This window comes from Streptosporangium sp. NPDC000239 (assembly GCF_040300765.1).
Classification (GTDB): Bacteria; Actinomycetota; Actinomycetes; order Streptosporangiales; family Streptosporangiaceae; genus Streptosporangium.
The window spans coordinates 108,580-124,014 of sequence record NZ_JBEPEI010000015.1 but is presented as its reverse complement, the minus strand read 5'-3'; the positions used below and the strand labels follow the sequence as shown (position 1 = coordinate 124,014).

Below are 15,435 nucleotides of genomic sequence, written 5' to 3'. Positions count from 1 at the left end.
TCGGGTGCTCCAGATGCAGGCGATGGGCCTTTTCCGATAATTCGCCCCATATCCGGGGGATTGTCCAGCCTGGCGACATATACCGTCACGCGAGGACCGTGCATGGTCACGGCGGCGCGATGGTGCCGCCGCGGCCCGTCCGTCATATTGGAGGCGGGGGGTCGAGCCGCCGTGAAACCTGATGAGGAACGTCACTCACTCGACGACTACGTCGGCGTGGCCGTCATCGGCGTGGTCGCCCTGGTCCTCCTGGCCGGGTACGGCTGGATCGTCTCCGGCAACACGCATCAGGCGATGGAGAATCTCCACATGGCCCAACGCCAGGTGCGGGAAGCGGCGGCCGAGTTTTTCCGGGGTTTCACCGCCTTACCGGCGACGGCCCCGGAAAGCGCCTTCCAGGACGTCATGAAGGAACACGCCGCCGAGATCACGGCGTTCGACGTCCGTGCCGGTCGCACCGAGGTCTCGGTCCGCATTCACAAGTACTACGACACGCAGGTGGACCATGGCGGCCATCTGCGGTACTGCTTCGCCTACACCCTGACGCCCCCGGACGTGGGCAGGTCGACGTACCGGGAAATGGAATGCGCGCCCGGATGGAGCGCCTGGGACCTGGCGTTCTGACGCCCCTCTTTCCGGCCGCCCGGAATGGCCGCGCCGGCGTTTCTCCTTGCTGCCGCCGTCCGCTCGCCGCGGTCTGTCCGGACGGATAATCCCTGAAAAGCACAACGCTGAGTGAGAGATTATCCGCCCGCCGGATTCCGGTTTCCCGGCCCCGGTCACCCGGAGAGTCCCGGCGCCGGTACGGCGTGCTCGGCCGCCCGGCTGACCTCCTCCCAGCTCTCCCACGTCTCCATCCGCCGTCGGCAGACGTCGAAGGCCAGGTCGTAGACCATACTCCCGAGCAGCAACCGCAGCGGCGGTTCCGCGCTGTCGACCAGCTTCAGCACCGCCTCCGCGGCCAACTGCGGCTCGCTGTCGATCGAACCCTCCGCCCACTGCTTCTCCAGCTCGGCGCGGAGCGGGCCGTACGGCTCCGCGGGGGTGGTCATGGCCGGGTTGGTGTACAGGTCGGTCCAGTAACCGCCGGGTTCGACGATGGTGACCTTGACGCCGAAGCCCGCGACCTCCATGGCCAGCGCCTCACTCATGCCTTCGAGCGCGAACTTGCTCGCGCTGTACATCCCGGTGCTCGGGAAGCCGCCGAGGGCGGCGATGCTGGAGACCTGCAGGATGTGCCCGGCCCCCCGCTCCCGGAGATGGGGCAGTACGGCCTGGCAGACCCACATCGCCCCGAAGAGGTTGACCTCAAGCTGGGCGCGGGCCTCGGCCTCGGTGAACTCCTCGACCATGCCCATGGACAGGGTTCCGGCGTTGTTGACGACGATGTCGAGGTGGCCGAAGTGCTCGACGGCGCCGGCCACGGCGGCGAACACGGCCTCCCGGTCGGTCACGTCCAGGGACAACGTCAGCAGGCGGTCGCCGTACCGGTCGCCGAAGTCGTGCGGGGTGACGGTGCGGGAGACGGCGGCGACCCGGTCGCCGCGTTCCAGGGCGGCCAGGGCGAAGGCGCGGCCCAGGCCCCGGCTCGCGCCGGTGATGAACCAGGTACGTGGGGAGGTGCGCATACGGGAACTCCTCTTTAAGTGAACCGAGACGGTTCGTCTCGTTTGATGTCGGCAACCATAGGGGGATCGTGTGGGTATGTCAAGACGGTCCGTCTCGTCTTGCATTTTGCTAGGTTGGGCGCGTGACCACGCGACGTCAGAGCACGCCCAACTCCTCCCGGCGCAGCGACGCCTCCCGCCGGGCCATCCTCACCGCGGCCTTCGACCTGGTCGGCGAGGTCGGATACGCCAAGCTGAGCATCGAGGGCATCGCCGCGCGGGCCGGGGTCGGCAAGCAGACGATCTACCGCTGGTGGCCGTCGAAGGGGGCGGTGCTCTTCGACGCCTTCCTCGCGCTCGGCGAGGGGGAGGAAGGCGAGGCCGCGCTGCCCGACACCGGTGACCTGGAGGCCGACCTCAAGACGGTCATGCGCGCCACGGTCGCGGAGCTGAGCGATCCGCGCTACGACGAGCCGATGCGCGCGCTCACCACCGAGATCGCGCACGATCCCGGCCTGGCCGCCGTCTACCGCGAACGACTCGACGAGCCGATGAGGGAGATCAAGAAGCGAAGGCTCGCGGTCGCCCAGCGGGCCGGGCAACTGGCCGGGGACCTCGACCTCGACCTGGCCGTGGACGTGCTCTGGGGCCCCCTGCTCAACCGCTGGCTCCAGCGCACGGGCCCACTGACCCCCGAATACGCCGACAACCTCGTGGAAACCGCCCTGAACGGCCTACGCCCCCGGGGCTGACCCACGAAGTCTGGTGGGACCTCGATATCGATGGAAGAGTCTTACTTTTTGTGTTTGGGTAAACGCGAGGAGTTATAACGAACCGTGGGAGAGGGGAGGCGACGTGAGCCGACGGGAGCTCAGGGGGCGCCGGATGAACGAGCCGGACGCAGCCGAGGTCTACGAGGCGGCGCGTCTCGCCTACGAGCTGGGCAAGGTCGTCCGCGCGATGCGTGAGGAGCGGGGCTGGAGTCAGGACGACCTGGCCCGCGCGGCCAGGATGACCCGGACGGCGGTGGCCCGCTTCGAGGCGGGAGTGAGCATCCCCACGCTGCCGATCCTGGACCGGCTGGCCCGCGCGCTGGACGCCGAGCTTGAGATTCGTCTGGCCCCTCGGGCACCCGCCGCCTGAGGGGCCAGTGAAAGCCGGTTCAGCCGAGGGCGTCGGCCTTGAGGACGCCGACGAGGTTGGTCCATGCGGCCGGGGTGAGGATGAGAGCGGGGCCGGTGCGGTTCTTGGTGTCGCGGAGGGCGTGGTGCCCGCCGGGCAGGGCGGCGACCTCCACGCAGTTGCTCCCGTCGTCACCGGACAGGCTGGACTTGTGCCAACGGGCGGTGGAGAGGTGCCTGGTCAGGTCGTCCATCTGCGCATCGTCTCCTTGATCAGGTTGAGGGACTCGCGCCGGGGGAGGGCGTCGGCGCGGATCGCCTCGTAGCGGAACGCCAGGTTCTTCATGTCGGTCGCCCGGTCGGTGACACGGTCGTCCAGGCTCTGCGAGTCGATGTAGGCCACTGGACAGGTCTCCCTCGGCAGGTCCGCCAGGGTGAAGCTTCCCAGCAAGCCAAGCACGTTCCGCGCGGTGTAGGGAAGGATCTGTAGGGATACGCGCAGTTGCTCCCCGGCCTCAAGCAGTCGCTCGCACTGCCCCCGCATCACCTCGGGGTCGGCGATGGGGCGGTACAGCACGCCCTCGTCCAACACGATCCACAGCATCGGCGGCATCCGTCGCTTCAGGATCTCCTGCCGTTCCATCCTGGCCGTCACCTTGTCCTCGACCTGCTCGGTGGTGGCGCCGGGCTTGCGGCTCAGGATGGCCCGCGCGTAGTCCTCGGTCTGCAGCAGGCCGGGCACGATCAGGGCCTCCCATATGCGCAGGGTCTCGGCCTCGCGCTCGAACTCCAGCCAGGGCCGGAACCAGCGGGGGAGCTGGGCCTCGGCCCGGTTCAGCCGGTCGAGCAGGCCGGCGAGGGTCGTGCCGATGTTGAGGGCCTTGTCCACCCTCCTGGCCAGGGCCAGGGTCGGTGCGCGGTGGCCGTTCTCGATCATGCTGAGCTGGCTGACCGACAGATGGATGACGTTGCCGAGTTCTCGCTGGCTGAACCCCGCGGCGAGGCGGAATTTGCGAAGTTCTGTCCCGAATCTAATTCGCGGGGAAATGTGGGGATCGATGGGGTCTGTCGGTTCTGCTGCCGACTCCTGTTCCTGCTCCTGTTCCGGGGGGACGACCATCTGCAGCTCCTCTCGGCTTCGCGGATCGGTACCAGGCCATTGTGTAGGTGGATTTAGGAGGTTCGGCAGGCGTTCGCGGAACTGTGAAGGCAATGCGAACGGCTTTATGACCCCCTCGGCTCATGGCTTTGCGACCGTATGAGTGCCGCCCTGGAGCAGGACGGCGCCTTGGTCAACGAACCGAGTGAAACGGAAATCCAGCCCAATTCGGCTGGGGAAGGCGTCCCATGAGACCGGAGAAAAACAGCGAAACCAGCTTTCCCGATCACCCAGAGTCCGCTTCACGGGCGCGCGACGAAGTCCGTGAATGGCTGGGGGCGGACCATCCCGCCTACGAGAACGTCCGGCTCGCCGTGTCGGAACTGGTCACCGACGCCGTGCTGCACGCGGGCGGCGAGCCGGGGGACAGCTCGCTGACGCTGCGACTGCTCGCGCTGGGTGACCTGCTGCGGATCGAGGTCGTGGATCAGGGCTGTCCCATGGCGTCGCCGGAGAGCTCCCTCCTGTCGGAGAGGGGACGCGGCCTGGTCCTCGTCGGGCTGCTCTCCGGCGGGACTTGGGGCTGCCGCTCCCTTGAGCGGGGCCGTACGGTCTGGTGCGAGATCCCCGCGATCCCACGGGACCCTTTCCCCGGGCTTGAGGACTTTTTCGACCCGCCGAAATCCCTCGGCCTTCCCGAGGTGGGCGGGCCCGCCTTTCCCTCCTAGCCCGAGTGCGGCGGTCGCCGTATCTCCTGGAGTGCGACGGCATTCCCGGCCGGAACGGAATTCCGGCTTGGCGGTTCCCCCGTTCTCCGATCGCCTCCACGCGCGCCGCCTTCGCCGTACCCGTCGTCCGGTGTTCGCCTTCCGAAACCGGACGGCGAACCGCCGGTGGAAAGGAAACGGGCGTGTGCCGAGGGCCGGAGAGCCGGGACGCGGTGAATGGGTGTGAATGGAGAATGGGTTCGATCGCCCGTACGGTCCCGGTCGGCCGAGAGGGTGTTTCGGTCGGAATGATAATGACGTTTTGTGCAAGCCTCGCGTTAATTCACGAATGACGAAATATCCTGAAAAAAGGGGGTTGTAGGGCCGCGGTGAGCGGCCTCCGGTTCCGGTCAGCACGGACACGAACGGTAGGAAAATCAGTGACCTCATAAGGAGGACGACAGTGCGCACTGTGATTCACACTGATGGTGTCGCGCCCGCCGAGCGGTTCGAATACTGGCGGCATCTGGTCTCCCAGACGCTGCTGCCGCTGGAGGTCGTCAGCGAGTCTCCCGCCGACTTCCACGGGGAGATGCGCAGCATGGATTTCGGTGCCGTCCACATCTCCAAGGTCAGTTGCTCGGATATATGGACGCATCGCACTATGAAACACATCCGGCAGTCCGAACCGGAACTACTCCAGGTAGCGATTCCCCTCCGTGGCCACGGCGCGGTGGTGCAGGGTCGCGAGCACGTCGCCATGGGCCCGTCGAACATCGTGGTCTACAACAGCTGGAACCCGTACTCCGTACTGACGACGGGCGACGACGAGAGCACGATCCAGGGCATCTTCGCCATGGTCCCCCGCACGATGCTTCACCTGCCCGAAACCATGTCCGAACGGTGCACCCCCTGGGTCTTCTCCAGCAGGGAGGGGGTTGGCGCGTTACTCCTGGGATTCCTCGGCCGTCTCGTCACCGACGCCGACCGGTTCCAGCACGGGGAGGCCACCCGTCTCGGCGTGACCGTGCTCGATCTGCTGACGATGCTGCTCGCCGGGGAGAAGGGCACGACGCCCCCTCCCGACACCAGGCAACGCGTGCTGCTGGCGCGGATACACGCCTTCATCCATCGGCGGCTGGCCGATCCCGCGCTTTCGCCGGAGACCATCGCCGCGGCGCACAACATCTCCGTCCGGGCCCTGCACCGGCTCTTCCTGACCGAGGAACGCACGGTCGCCGCCTGGATCCGCGCTCTACGGCTGGACCACTGCCGCCGTGACCTGGCCAATCCCCAGCTCGAAGGCAGACCGGCCCACGCGGTCGCGGCCCGGTGGGGACTCACCGACGCCGCTCATTTCACCCGCGCCTTCCGCACCGCCTACGGCATCACCCCCCAGGCGTACCGGCGCCTGCACATCTCCGGTCGCGCACGGGCCTGACACTCACGGATAACGACCTGGCGCGTAGACGCAATGCCGTCAGAAGCGCACGCGGTTCACTCTTGTCCTGCGGCGGGCACCACGGACGACCGGCCCAACGGTCTCCTGCCTCCCGTGTCACGCCACACCCGCATCGGTGAGATCCCCGAACGCGGCCGTGAAGAGCGCCTTAGGAAGACGGCCGGGGACCTTCCGCGGAAGGCGTCGCAACCTCTCCACCAACGAAAGGACGACTGTCCATGCGTGCCATCACATCGGCAAGGCGTACGGCGCGGCCCCTGGCCGTGCTGTCGGGCGCCGCGCTGGCTCTGTTCCTCACCGCCCAGGGGGCAGGGGCCACGACCTCGCCCGACGATCCCACGAACGTGACTCCTTCCGGAGACTCCAAGAGCGTGACCCCGCCAGAGAACTTCGCGAACGCGACCCCGCCCGAGGCGCAGGCGGCCTTCGCCGAGCAGGGCAGAGCCGCGGGGCTGACCGAGGAACAGATCACCACACTGCAGAACAGCGCGAATCTCTACCTGTCCACGCTGGGAGGCAGACAGGTGGCTCTCAACAAGGTCGTCGTCGACGGGAAGGCGGACGTGTTCATCGCCCTCCCCGAAGAGGACGCCCCCCGTGACCTGTCCCCCGAGGCCGGGCTCGTCTCCGCCAGTGGTTGCGCCGGCGGCAAGGCGGCCTACGGACACTTCTGCGCCTGGCGGGAGCCCGGTTTCAGGGGCACCACGATCGACATGTACAGCTGCGGCAGATACCCCATCTCCCTCGTCGGCAACGGGTCCTGGGACAACAACCAGACGAAGGGCACGAGAGCGCGGATGTACAACAAGAGCGGCAAACTCATCTACACCACCCCGCCGGCCCACAGCAGGGACAGCAGCGGCGACTGGACCCCTGTGCACAGCGTCAGGAACTGCTAGCGGGGTGACCCGGCTCCGTCGCGACGTCCCGTAGGGCGTCCAGAAGGGGGACGAGCAGGGGGTGGTGCTCCGCGCCTCGCCGTACGGCGGCGAAGACACGGCGTTCGGGGCCCGAGACCGGGCGGACCGCCACCCCCGACAGGTCGGGGCCGCGCAGCGCCAGGCGCGGCACCATCGCCACCCCCGCCCCGGCGGCGGCCAGCGCCACGACGGCGCTGAAATCGTCCGAGGAGTGCGCGAACTCGGGGGTGAAACCCGCGTGCTCACAGGCCAGCGCGATCACGTCGTGGCAGGGGTTGCCGGGGTAGGGGCCGATCCAGGTCTCGCCGTGCAGGTCGGCCACCGTCACCTCCTGCCCCGCCAGCGGGTGCTCGCGGGGCAGGACCACGTCGAACGGCTCCGAGTAGAGCGGGATGCGTGAGAGCCTGCGGTCGGTCTCCGCAGGGGCACCCCGGTACTCGACCGCGACCGCGAGATCGACCGCGCCGTCCAGGACCATGGTGAGGCTCTGGTCCCCCTCCGCGTCCAGGACGCGCACCCGGATGCCGGGCTCCTTGTCCTTGAGCCTGCCGACGGCCGGGGCGACGAGCAGGCCGATGGCGGTGGCGAAGGAGGCCACCGTCACCTCCCCGGCCGTGCCCGCGGTGTAGGCGGCGATGTCGGCGTCCGCCCGTTCCAGCTGGGCGAGCACCTCGTTGGCGTGACCCAGCAGGATGCGGCCGACGGCGGTCAGTCGTACGCCCCGGCCGTCGCGTTCCAGCAGCCGGTGGCCGACCTCGTGTTCGAGGGCGATGAGCTGCTGGGAGACGGCCGAGGGGGTGAGGTGCAGCGCGGCGGCAGCGGCGGTGACCGTCCGGTGGTCGGCCACCGCGCGCAGGGTCCTGAGCCGTCGCGTGTCTATCACCTGCCCATTTTCGCCGGAATTATTTACAGACGGGTACAAACAGGGGTTGTTTCCGGCCCGCTGGAGGTTATCCACAGGTTGACTTTCGGCGATGGGAGCACCCTCCGGGGGTGGATAACGTTGCCGGGATGGCTACGGGGACAGGGGGAAAGACGCTCACGGCGGTGCTGCTGTGGGCGTCGTTGGCCGTGCCGGTGCTGCTGGCCGGGTTCACCTCAAGGACGGCCCATCCCCTCGCGTGGTGGGGGGCGTTCACCTGCCTGGCGGTGATCGGCGCCGGGGTGGCGCTCGGCCGTGCCCGGCCGCTGGCGGCGATGCTGCTGGGGTCGGGGCTGTGGCTGGTCGAGGCGACACGCGGCAACCCGTTCACGGTGCTGGCGGCGATGGCGGTGTTCGCCTACCTCGCCGGGGTCCGGATGGACAGGGCCGGTCAGGCGGTGGCCGCGCTCGGCGGGCTGCTGGTCCTGGCGGGGACGGTGACACCGCTGGTCAGCGACGCGGGAGCCGGGTTCGTCGCGGTCTCGGGCGCCGTGCTGGGCGCGGTCGTGCCGTGGCTGGCGGGACGCGCCCGCAGGCAGTACCTACTGTTGGCGAGGGAGGGCTGGGAACGGGCCGAGGAGCTCGAACGCGCCCAGCGGCTCATCGCCGAGCAGGCCAGGGCCCGCGAGCGCACCCGCATCGCCGGTGACATGCACGACCTGCTCGGGCACGAACTCGGGCTGGTCGCGCTGCGGATCGGTGGGCTTGAGGTGGCTCCCGGCCTCGACGAGCGCTACCGGCTGGCGGCGGGCGAGGCGCGCAGGGCGGTCACGGCCGCCTCGGAGCGGCTGCAGGAGATCGTGGACATGCTGCACCACGACACCGGGACCGCCCAGGAGGAGGGCGTCCCCGAGCTGGTCGAGCGGGCTCGGGCCGCGGGCATGCGGGTCGAGCTGAGGACCATGGGTGACGGCCCCCTTCCCAACGGCTCCCGCCCGGACGGCCCTCCCCCAGGCGGCCCTCTCTCCGGCGGCTCTCTCCCGTCGGCCATGGCCGAGCGGGCGTTGCGGCGGGTGGTGCAGGAGGGCCTGACCAACTCCGCCAAGCACGCCCCCGGTGCCCCGGTCATCGTGGCGGTCGAGCACCTGGCCACGGAGACCGTGGTCACGGTGACCACGGGTCCGGCACGCCGCCCCCAGGACCGCGCGTCCGGTGGACACGGGCTCGAAGGGCTCAGGGAGCGGGTCCGGCTGTGCGGCGGCTCCCTGCGGGCGGGGCCGAAGAGCGAGGGGTTCGGGAGGTTCGGGGAGCCGGCAAGGGGCGCGGGGCTCGGGAGAGGAGCCGGCCGGGAGCCCAGAGAGGGAGCGGGCATCGAACCGGCCGGGGAACCCGGCGAGGGGTTCGAGCTGAGCGCGCGCCTGCCCCACGCACCGGGACAGATCGCCGAGCCGGGGCCGGTCTCGGTCTCGGCGACCCATCTGGCCAGGGCACGGCTCAGGGCACGCCGCACGCGCGTCACCGCGGTCGCCACCGCCGTCACCGCCGTCACGGTGGTCACCCTGGTGGTGGTGGCCTTCATGATCTACGACGCCGCGTCCTCGGTGCTGACCCCCGAAGATTTCCAGCGACTGCGTCCCGGCCAGGACCAGACGGCCGTGGCGCGGGTGCTGCCCGGCCGTTCCCGCATCGACGGGCCGGTGCCCGGCGAACCGGCCAGGCCACGGGGGGCGGACTGCCGTTACTACGGCACCCACGCCAACCCCTTCGACGCCTCGCACCGTGAGCTGTTCCGGCTGTGTTTCGCGGGCGGGCGCCTGGTGAGCAAGGATTTCCTGCCCGCGAACCGGAGCCCGTAGAAGCCACGCGAGGGTTCCGCAGGGCCGCGTGAGGGTCCTGCGGGGACACGTGTGATGTTCGTGGGCTCGAACGGGGGTTCCGCGGGGTCATGTGAGGTGAAGAGGCCCACGGGTTCTCGTACGAGAGTTCGACAGGGCCGGGTGAGAGGGGGACGACGGTGGTGCGAGTGGTGCTGGCCGACGACGAGGCGGTGGTCCGCGCCGGGGTGCGGATGATCCTGTCGGCCGATCCGGAGATCGAGGTGGTCGCCGAGGCCGCCGACGGGCGGGAGCTGGTCGAGGCGGTGCGTGCCCACCGGCCGGACGTGGCGCTGGTCGACATCCGCATGCCGCGCCTGGACGGCCTGGCCGCCACCGCCGAACTGCGTGCCGTGGCACCCGCGACGGCGGTGCTGATCATGACCACGTTCAGCAAGGACTCCTACGTCTCCCGCGCCCTCGCCGACGGCGCCACCGGCTTCCTGCTCAAGACCGGAGACCCGAGGGAGTTCCTGCTCGGGGTTCGGGCGGTGGCCGGGGGCGGCGCCTACCTCTCACCCAGCGTGGCGGCCCGGGTCATCAGGGAGCTGACCGGTGACGACCTGTCCAGGACGGCGCAGGCCCGTGACCGGGTCGCGGTGCTGACCAACCGTGAACGGGAGGTGCTCGCGCTGATCGGCGCCGGGCTGTCCAACGCGGAGATCGCCCGCCGTCTCCACCTGGCCGAGGGCAGCGTCAAGACCTACACCAGCACGATCCTGGGCCGCCTGGGCGTGCGCAACCGAGTCCAGGCCGCGGTCGTCGCCCACGACGCCCGGCTGGTGCGCCGCGAGTGAGAGCGACCCAGGTCGGAAGCGTGATCATCCGGCCGGGTGTGGGCGACCCGGGCCGGAAGCGTGACCACCGGCTGGGTGGTGGCGACCCCAGCGGGAAGCGGGCCTCGGGTGTGGTCATCCGGTACGGCGGGCGGCCCGCGAGCGGGAGCGACCCGGGCCGGAGTGAGCCTCAGGTGTGAGACCGCCGGGGGCGAGCAGCAGCGGGCGCAGCGCCGCCAGTCCGCGCAGCCGTTCGACCAGCGCGGTCGCGGGACCGCTGAGCGCGAGCACCACGACCGGCGCCAGCACCCCGCCGAGCAGCAGCCCCACCACCACGTCATGCGGATAGTGCGCGCCGACGAAAACCCGTGACGCCCCGCCCAGCAGCGCCAGCACCACCACGTACGGCGCCAGCGCCCGCCAGGCGAGCACCAGCCCGGCCGCCGCTCCGGCCGCGAGCGTCGCGTGGTTGCTCGGCAGGGACCAGTCCCCGTACGGCGGGCACGGCACGATCGTGGACACCCCACGCAGCGCCCGGCACGGCCGATCCTCCCGCAGCACCACCTTGACGACCTCGCTGACCACGTAGGCGGCCACCGTACCCACCGGGCCGAGCAGCGCCAGCGCCATCATCCCGGCGGAGCCTCTCCTGGCCCGCCACCACGCCCACAGGTACAGCACGGCGAACACCACGAGCATCCCGTCGGTGCCCGTCTCCGCCAGCCCCCGAAACCACTCCGGCGTTCTCGCCGCGAGTTCCACGACGTCCCGATACAGTCCGTCATCCATGGCCCCTCCGCATATCCCCTGGTCAACGACCTTACGAAGGTAGGAATCAGGGGATATGGCACACAGCCGCCGATCGTCGCCGGTGTGCGTTGACTTTCGTCAACCGTCAGGAGCTTGCGGCAACCGTCGGTCAACCGTCAGGGCCGGGAGAGGTCACCTCCTGGCCGCGACGAACGCCTCCACGGCACGGTCCACGTCGTCGAGCGAGTGGGCCGCGGACAACTGGACCCGGATGCGGGCCTTGCCGTGCGGTACGACGGGGTAGGAGAAGCCGATCACGTAGACGCCCTGTTCGAGTAGCCGCTCGGCCATGGCGCCCGCCTCGGCCGCGTCGCCGATCATGACCGGGACGATGGGGTGGTCGCCGGGCAGCAGGTCGAACCCGGCCTCGGTCATCCGGGTACGGAACCGCTCGGTGTTGGCGCGCAGCCGTACCCGGGCGTCGTCGGAGGTGCTGATCAGGTCGAGGACGCGCAACGAGGCGGCGGCGATGGCCGGGGCGAGCGAGTTGGAGAACAGGTAGGGGCGGGACCGCTGGCGCAGCAGCTCGCAGATCTCCCTGCGCGCCGAGACGTAGCCGCCGCTGGCGCCGCCGAGCGCCTTGCCGAGGGTGCCGGTGATGATGTCCACGCGGTCCATGACGCCGTGCAGCTCGGGGGTGCCCCGGCCGCCGGCGCCGACGAAGCCGACCGCGTGCGAGTCGTCGACCATCACCATGGCCTCGTACCGCTCGGCCAGCTCGCAGATCTCACGCAGCGGCGCGACGTAGCCGTCCATGGAGAACACACCGTCGGTGACGACCAGCCTGCGCCGGGCGTCCGAGGCCTCCTTGAGCCTGGCTTCGAGGTCGGCCATGTCACGGTTGGCGTAGCGCAGGCGGCGGGCCTTGCTCAATCGGATGCCGTCGATGATGCTCGCGTGGTTGAGCGCGTCGGAGATCACCGCGTCCCGTTCGTCGAGCAGCGTCTCGAAGACCCCGCCGTTGGCGTCGAAACAGGAGCTGTACAGGACCGTGTCCTCCTGGCCGAGGAAGTCGGCCAGCCGTGCCTCAAGCTGCTTGTGCACCTCCTGGGTGCCGCAGATGAAACGCACCGAGGCCATGCCGAAGCCCCAGCGGTCGAGTGCCTCCCTGGCCGCGTTGACCACTTCGGGGTGGTCGGCCAGGCCGAGGTAGTTGTTGGCGCAGAAGTTCAGCACCTCGCCGCCTCCGGCGACGGCGATGTCCGCCCGCTGGGGGGTGGTGATGACCCGCTCGGGCTTGAGCAGCCCGGCGGCGGCGATCTCGTCGAGGGTGTCACGCAGGTCGGCGCGGACGTTGTCGAACATCAGGCGGTCCAATCCATGATGACTTTTCCGGTCTTGCCACTCGCCGCGGTGTCGAAGGCCGCGTCGAAGTCGCGGTGGGAGAAGCGGTCGGTGATGACGGGGGACAGGTCAAGCCCCTTCTCCAGGAGAACCGACATGGAGTACCACGTCTCGTACATCTCTCTGCCGTAGATGCCCTTGATGGTGAGCATCGAGGTGACGACGGTCGAGAAGTCGACCGCGAACTCCTCGGCGGGCAGGCCGAGCATGGCGATCCTGCCGCCGTGCGTCATGTTGGCGATCATGTCACGGAGCGCCCTCGGGTTCCCGGACATCTCCAGGCCGACGTCGAAGCCCTCGCGCAGGCCCAGTTCGTGCATGCCGTCCGCGATGGAACGTTCCGCCACGTTCAGCGCCAGGTTCACCCCCAGCTTGCCCGCCAGCTCCAGCCGTTCGGGGCTGACGTCGGTGACGACCACGTTGCGGGCCCCGATGTGCGTGGCGACCGCGGCGGCCATCAGCCCGATCGGCCCGGCCCCGGTGATCAGCACGTCCTCGCCGACCATCGGGAAGGTCAACGCGGTGTGTACGGCGTTGCCGAACGGATCGAAGATCGCCGCCACGTCCGGGTCGACCGGGGTCCTGTGCACCCAGACGTTGGACGCGGGAAGCGTCAGGTACTCGGCGAAGGCGCCGTCACGGTTGACCCCGAGGCCGACCGTGTTGCGGCACAGGTGCCGCCGCCCGGCCATGCAGTTACGGCACTTGCCGCAGACCAGGTGCCCCTCCCCGCTGACCAGGTCGCCGACCGCGACGTCCTCGACGCCGGGCGCCACCTCGACGACCTCGCCGCAGAACTCGTGCCCGACGATCAGCGGGGGCCGCAGGGTGTGCCTTGCCCAGGCGTCGAAATCACGGATGTGCAGGTCGGTGCCGCAGATGCCGGTACGCAGCACCCTGATCAGCACCTCACCCGCGCCCATGACCGGCTCGGGCACATCGGCCAGCCGAAGTCCGGGCTCCGCCCTCTCCTTGACCAGCGCTTTCATAGAAGATCCCCCCTCAGCTTCCGACCCTACGCACTGTGCCGGGCCGGTTCTTGAGGTGTCCATCGCGGTTTTCTTAACCCGTCCCACAGCATTGCTTCATGCTTGTGCCGAGCTGGGCTTTTCCTCCGCGACCGAGGGGATCTTCCAGGGATCTAGCGTTCGGCTCTGTCCCGGTTCCTCGTCTCCAGGGGGTCGGGCATCGCAGGCGCGCCGGGGCCGATCTGGCGGGGGCCGATGTCGCTCTCCGCGGCCTCGGCGACCGCCTCCGCGGCGGCCTGCTCGGCCTGGGCGGTCTCCCTCTCGGTCGCCTCCTTGGCGGCCTCGTCGATCGCGGGGGTCTCCCTGGTCGCGCTCGACCGGGGCAGCGACTCGGTGAAGGCCTTCGACACACCCTGGAGCGCGGAGGTGACCTCGCTGGGAATCACCCAGAACGTGTTGCCCTGGCCCTTGGCCAGCTCGGGCAGCACCTGGAGGTACTGGTAGGCCAGCAGCTTGGGGTCGGGGTCGTTGCGGTGGACGGCCTGGAAGACCTCGTCGATCGCCTGGGACTGGCCCTGGGCCTTGAGGATCGCGGCGCTGCGCTCACCCTCGGCGCGCAGGATCGCGCTCTGCTTGTCACCCTCGGCGGTGAGGATCTGGGACTGGCGCTGCCCCTCGGCGGTGAGGATCGCGGCGCGCTTGTCCCGTTCGGCGCGCATCTGCTTCTCCATCGCCTCCTTGATGGTCTTGGGCGGATCGATCGCCTTGATCTCGACCCGGTTCACCCTGATGCCCCACTTGCCGGTCGCCTCGTCCAGCACGCCGCGCAACTGGCTGTTGATCGTGTCGCGGGAGGTGAGCGTCATCTCCAGATCGAGTGAGCCGACGACGTTGCGCAGGGTGGTGACCGTGAGCTGCTCGACGGCCTGGATGTAGTCGGCGATCTCGTAGGCGGCCGCCCTCGGGTCGGTCACCTGGAAGTACAGCACGGTGTCGATCTCGACGACGAGGTTGTCCTCGGTGATCACCGGCTGCGGACGGAAGGAGACCACCTGCTCGCGCAGGTCGATCATCGGGTAGACGCGGTCGATGTAGGGGATCACGAAGTTCAGGCCGGGCTTGAGCGTGGTCTGGTAGCGGCCGAGCCGCTCCACGTTGCGTGCCCGGGACTGGGGGACGATGCGCACCGCGCGCAACACCGTGAACACGGCGAACAGCACGACGAGCAGTCCGGCGATCAGCAGCGGGTCCATGTGGTCACCTGTCGTCTACGAGTTGGAGGTCTCGTCCTTCGGGGCGGGAAGGGAGGCTGGAACGGCAGGGCATGCCGTTGTCGCGCGGGGAGGCTCGCCGCCGGGCGGGCCTGAGAACCGTGAACCTCAATGTGACCTCCTTTTCGTGGAGTCCCCCGCTTCGTGGCGGGAGGATGTCAATCCCGGGGATAGACGAGCGCTGTGGCGCCCTCGATCTCGATGACGTCGACGACGGCTCCCGCCGGGATCACCAGCGTCTCGTCGTACGCTCTCGCGGACCATTCCTCGCCGCCGATCCTGACCCGGCCGTCCCTGCCGGTCACCTCGCTCAGGGCGTAGGCGGACTTGCCGACCAGGGCCTGGACGCCGAACCGTCTGTCGGCGGGCGGCGGTTTGAGGTGGCGTCTGGCGATGGGCCGTACCACGACCATTCCCGCCACCGTGGTGACCGCGAACACCAGGAACTGAAGGGGAAGCGGCAGGCCGAGGGCGGCGGTGACGGAGGTGATCAGCGCGGCGCCGCCGAGCAGCCCGAGGGCGGTGGTCAGCGTGAAGATCTCAGCGACGCCGAGCGCCACCGCGAGAATCAACCAGATGACCCAGTAATCCATCTCCGGCCCTCCTTAATAATG

The 15,435-nt window shown here is 69.4% G+C and carries 17 protein-coding genes; 8 read left to right on the top strand and 9 right to left on the bottom strand.

Going from position 1 to position 15,435, the window contains the following annotated elements; all coding sequences use genetic code 11:
• Positions 1 to 102 precede the first annotated feature (102 nt).
• Positions 103 to 624, top strand: a complete 522-nt coding sequence (locus ABT340_RS30345; RefSeq protein WP_352014274.1) for a hypothetical protein — start codon at positions 103 to 105, stop codon at positions 622 to 624.
• A 155-nt stretch (positions 625 to 779) separates the two neighbouring features.
• On the opposite strand, the gene ABT340_RS30340 is transcribed toward ABT340_RS30345, so the two are convergent.
• Positions 780 to 1,628 carry an SDR family oxidoreductase gene (locus tag ABT340_RS30340; protein ID WP_352014273.1) on the bottom strand — a complete coding sequence of 283 codons (849 nt, stop codon included), beginning with the start codon at positions 1,626 to 1,628 and terminating at the stop codon, positions 780 to 782.
• Positions 1,629 to 1,750: 122 nt separating this feature from the next.
• Here ABT340_RS30340 and ABT340_RS30335 point away from each other — a divergent pair, with 122 nt between their 5' ends.
• Both ABT340_RS30335 and ABT340_RS30330 read left to right on the top strand, forming a co-directional pair.
• Positions 1,751 to 2,359: a TetR/AcrR family transcriptional regulator gene (locus ABT340_RS30335; RefSeq protein WP_352014272.1), complete on the top strand. Its 609-nt coding sequence runs from the start codon at positions 1,751 to 1,753 to the stop codon at positions 2,357 to 2,359.
• Between the two features lie 103 nt (positions 2,360 to 2,462).
• The gene (locus ABT340_RS30330; RefSeq protein ID WP_352014271.1) at positions 2,463 to 2,750 is read left to right on the top strand and encodes a helix-turn-helix transcriptional regulator; all 288 of its coding nucleotides are present in this window, start codon (positions 2,463 to 2,465) and stop codon (positions 2,748 to 2,750) included.
• A 19-nt stretch (positions 2,751 to 2,769) separates the two neighbouring features.
• Here the strand turns inward: ABT340_RS30330 and ABT340_RS30325 are convergent, their stop codons facing one another.
• Positions 2,770 to 2,982, bottom strand: coding sequence for a DUF397 domain-containing protein (locus ABT340_RS30325; protein ID WP_352014270.1), 213 nt, complete (start codon positions 2,980 to 2,982; stop codon positions 2,770 to 2,772).
• Entirely contained in the window at positions 2,970 to 3,848 is an 879-nt protein-coding gene (locus ABT340_RS30320; RefSeq protein WP_352014269.1) for a helix-turn-helix domain-containing protein, read from the bottom strand. The genes ABT340_RS30325 and ABT340_RS30320 overlap by 13 nt, the downstream gene beginning before the upstream one ends.
• A gap of 227 nt (positions 3,849 to 4,075) precedes the next feature.
• On the opposite strand from ABT340_RS30320, the gene ABT340_RS30315 reads away from it, so the two are divergent.
• The 3 genes from ABT340_RS30315 to ABT340_RS30305 all read left to right on the top strand — a co-directional run bounded on the left by ABT340_RS30315 (position 4,076) and on the right by ABT340_RS30305 (position 6,895).
• On the top strand, positions 4,076 to 4,555 hold the full coding sequence (locus ABT340_RS30315; protein ID WP_352014268.1) for an ATP-binding protein: 480 nt from the start codon (positions 4,076 to 4,078) through the stop codon (positions 4,553 to 4,555).
• A 442-nt stretch (positions 4,556 to 4,997) separates the two neighbouring features.
• Complete coding sequence (locus ABT340_RS30310; protein WP_352014267.1) at positions 4,998 to 5,975, top strand: AraC-like ligand-binding domain-containing protein; 978 nt, start codon at positions 4,998 to 5,000, stop codon at positions 5,973 to 5,975.
• A 239-nt stretch (positions 5,976 to 6,214) separates the two neighbouring features.
• A complete protein-coding gene (locus ABT340_RS30305; RefSeq protein WP_352014266.1) occupies positions 6,215 to 6,895 on the top strand; it encodes a hypothetical protein in 681 nt (226 codons plus the stop codon).
• Here the strand turns inward: ABT340_RS30305 and ABT340_RS30300 are convergent.
• Positions 6,882 to 7,799: a LysR family transcriptional regulator gene (locus tag ABT340_RS30300; RefSeq protein WP_352014265.1), complete on the bottom strand. Its 918-nt coding sequence runs from the start codon at positions 7,797 to 7,799 to the stop codon at positions 6,882 to 6,884. The two genes, ABT340_RS30305 and ABT340_RS30300, sit on opposite strands and share 14 nt — an antisense overlap.
• Positions 7,800 to 7,927: 128 nt before the next feature.
• On the opposite strand from ABT340_RS30300, the gene ABT340_RS30295 reads away from it, so the two are divergent.
• A complete protein-coding gene (locus ABT340_RS30295) occupies positions 7,928 to 9,634 on the top strand; it encodes a sensor histidine kinase (RefSeq protein WP_352014264.1) in 1,707 nt (568 codons plus the stop codon).
• A 158-nt stretch (positions 9,635 to 9,792) separates the two neighbouring features.
• Positions 9,793 to 10,449 (top strand): response regulator, encoded by a 657-nt coding sequence (locus ABT340_RS30290; protein WP_352014263.1) that lies wholly within the window; start codon positions 9,793 to 9,795, stop codon positions 10,447 to 10,449.
• Between the two features lie 114 nt (positions 10,450 to 10,563).
• On the opposite strand, the gene ABT340_RS30285 is transcribed toward ABT340_RS30290, so the two are convergent.
• The 5 genes from ABT340_RS30285 to ABT340_RS30265 all read right to left on the bottom strand — a co-directional run bounded on the left by ABT340_RS30285 (position 10,564) and on the right by ABT340_RS30265 (position 15,414).
• Positions 10,564 to 11,217 carry a phosphatase PAP2 family protein gene (locus tag ABT340_RS30285; RefSeq protein ID WP_352014262.1) on the bottom strand — a complete coding sequence of 218 codons (654 nt, stop codon included), beginning with the start codon at positions 11,215 to 11,217 and terminating at the stop codon, positions 10,564 to 10,566.
• A 153-nt stretch (positions 11,218 to 11,370) separates the two neighbouring features.
• The gene (locus ABT340_RS30280; RefSeq protein WP_352014261.1) at positions 11,371 to 12,543 is read right to left on the bottom strand and encodes a glycine C-acetyltransferase; all 1,173 of its coding nucleotides are present in this window, start codon (positions 12,541 to 12,543) and stop codon (positions 11,371 to 11,373) included.
• The gene (tdh, locus tag ABT340_RS30275; RefSeq protein ID WP_352014260.1) at positions 12,543 to 13,571 is read right to left on the bottom strand and encodes an L-threonine 3-dehydrogenase; all 1,029 of its coding nucleotides are present in this window, start codon (positions 13,569 to 13,571) and stop codon (positions 12,543 to 12,545) included. The genes ABT340_RS30280 and tdh overlap by 1 nt, the downstream gene beginning before the upstream one ends.
• A gap of 152 nt (positions 13,572 to 13,723) precedes the next feature.
• Positions 13,724 to 14,803, bottom strand: coding sequence for an SPFH domain-containing protein (locus ABT340_RS30270; protein ID WP_352014259.1), 1,080 nt, complete (start codon positions 14,801 to 14,803; stop codon positions 13,724 to 13,726).
• A 176-nt stretch (positions 14,804 to 14,979) separates the two neighbouring features.
• Positions 14,980 to 15,414: an NfeD family protein gene (locus ABT340_RS30265; RefSeq protein WP_352014258.1), complete on the bottom strand. Its 435-nt coding sequence runs from the start codon at positions 15,412 to 15,414 to the stop codon at positions 14,980 to 14,982.
• Between the last annotated feature and the right edge of the window lie 21 nt (positions 15,415 to 15,435).

Coding starts and splice junctions, on each gene's coding strand:
- ABT340_RS30345 (WP_352014274.1), top strand. CDS start 103: ATGGTCACGGCGGCGCGATGGTGCCGCCGCGGCCCGTCCGTCATATTG.
- ABT340_RS30340 (WP_352014273.1), bottom strand. CDS start 1,628: ATGCGCACCTCCCCACGTACCTGGTTCATCACCGGCGCGAGCCGGGGC.
- ABT340_RS30325 (WP_352014270.1), bottom strand. CDS start 2,982: ATGGACGACCTGACCAGGCACCTCTCCACCGCCCGTTGGCACAAGTCC.
- ABT340_RS30320 (WP_352014269.1), bottom strand. CDS start 3,848: ATGGTCGTCCCCCCGGAACAGGAGCAGGAACAGGAGTCGGCAGCAGAA.
- ABT340_RS30315 (WP_352014268.1), top strand. CDS start 4,076: ATGAGACCGGAGAAAAACAGCGAAACCAGCTTTCCCGATCACCCAGAG.
- ABT340_RS30305 (WP_352014266.1), top strand. CDS start 6,215: ATGCGTGCCATCACATCGGCAAGGCGTACGGCGCGGCCCCTGGCCGTG.
- ABT340_RS30295 (WP_352014264.1), top strand. CDS start 7,928: ATGGCTACGGGGACAGGGGGAAAGACGCTCACGGCGGTGCTGCTGTGG.
- ABT340_RS30285 (WP_352014262.1), bottom strand. CDS start 11,217: ATGGATGACGGACTGTATCGGGACGTCGTGGAACTCGCGGCGAGAACG.
- ABT340_RS30280 (WP_352014261.1), bottom strand. CDS start 12,543: ATGTTCGACAACGTCCGCGCCGACCTGCGTGACACCCTCGACGAGATC.
- tdh (WP_352014260.1), bottom strand. CDS start 13,571: ATGAAAGCGCTGGTCAAGGAGAGGGCGGAGCCCGGACTTCGGCTGGCC.
- ABT340_RS30270 (WP_352014259.1), bottom strand. CDS start 14,803: ATGGACCCGCTGCTGATCGCCGGACTGCTCGTCGTGCTGTTCGCCGTG.
- ABT340_RS30265 (WP_352014258.1), bottom strand. CDS start 15,414: ATGGATTACTGGGTCATCTGGTTGATTCTCGCGGTGGCGCTCGGCGTC.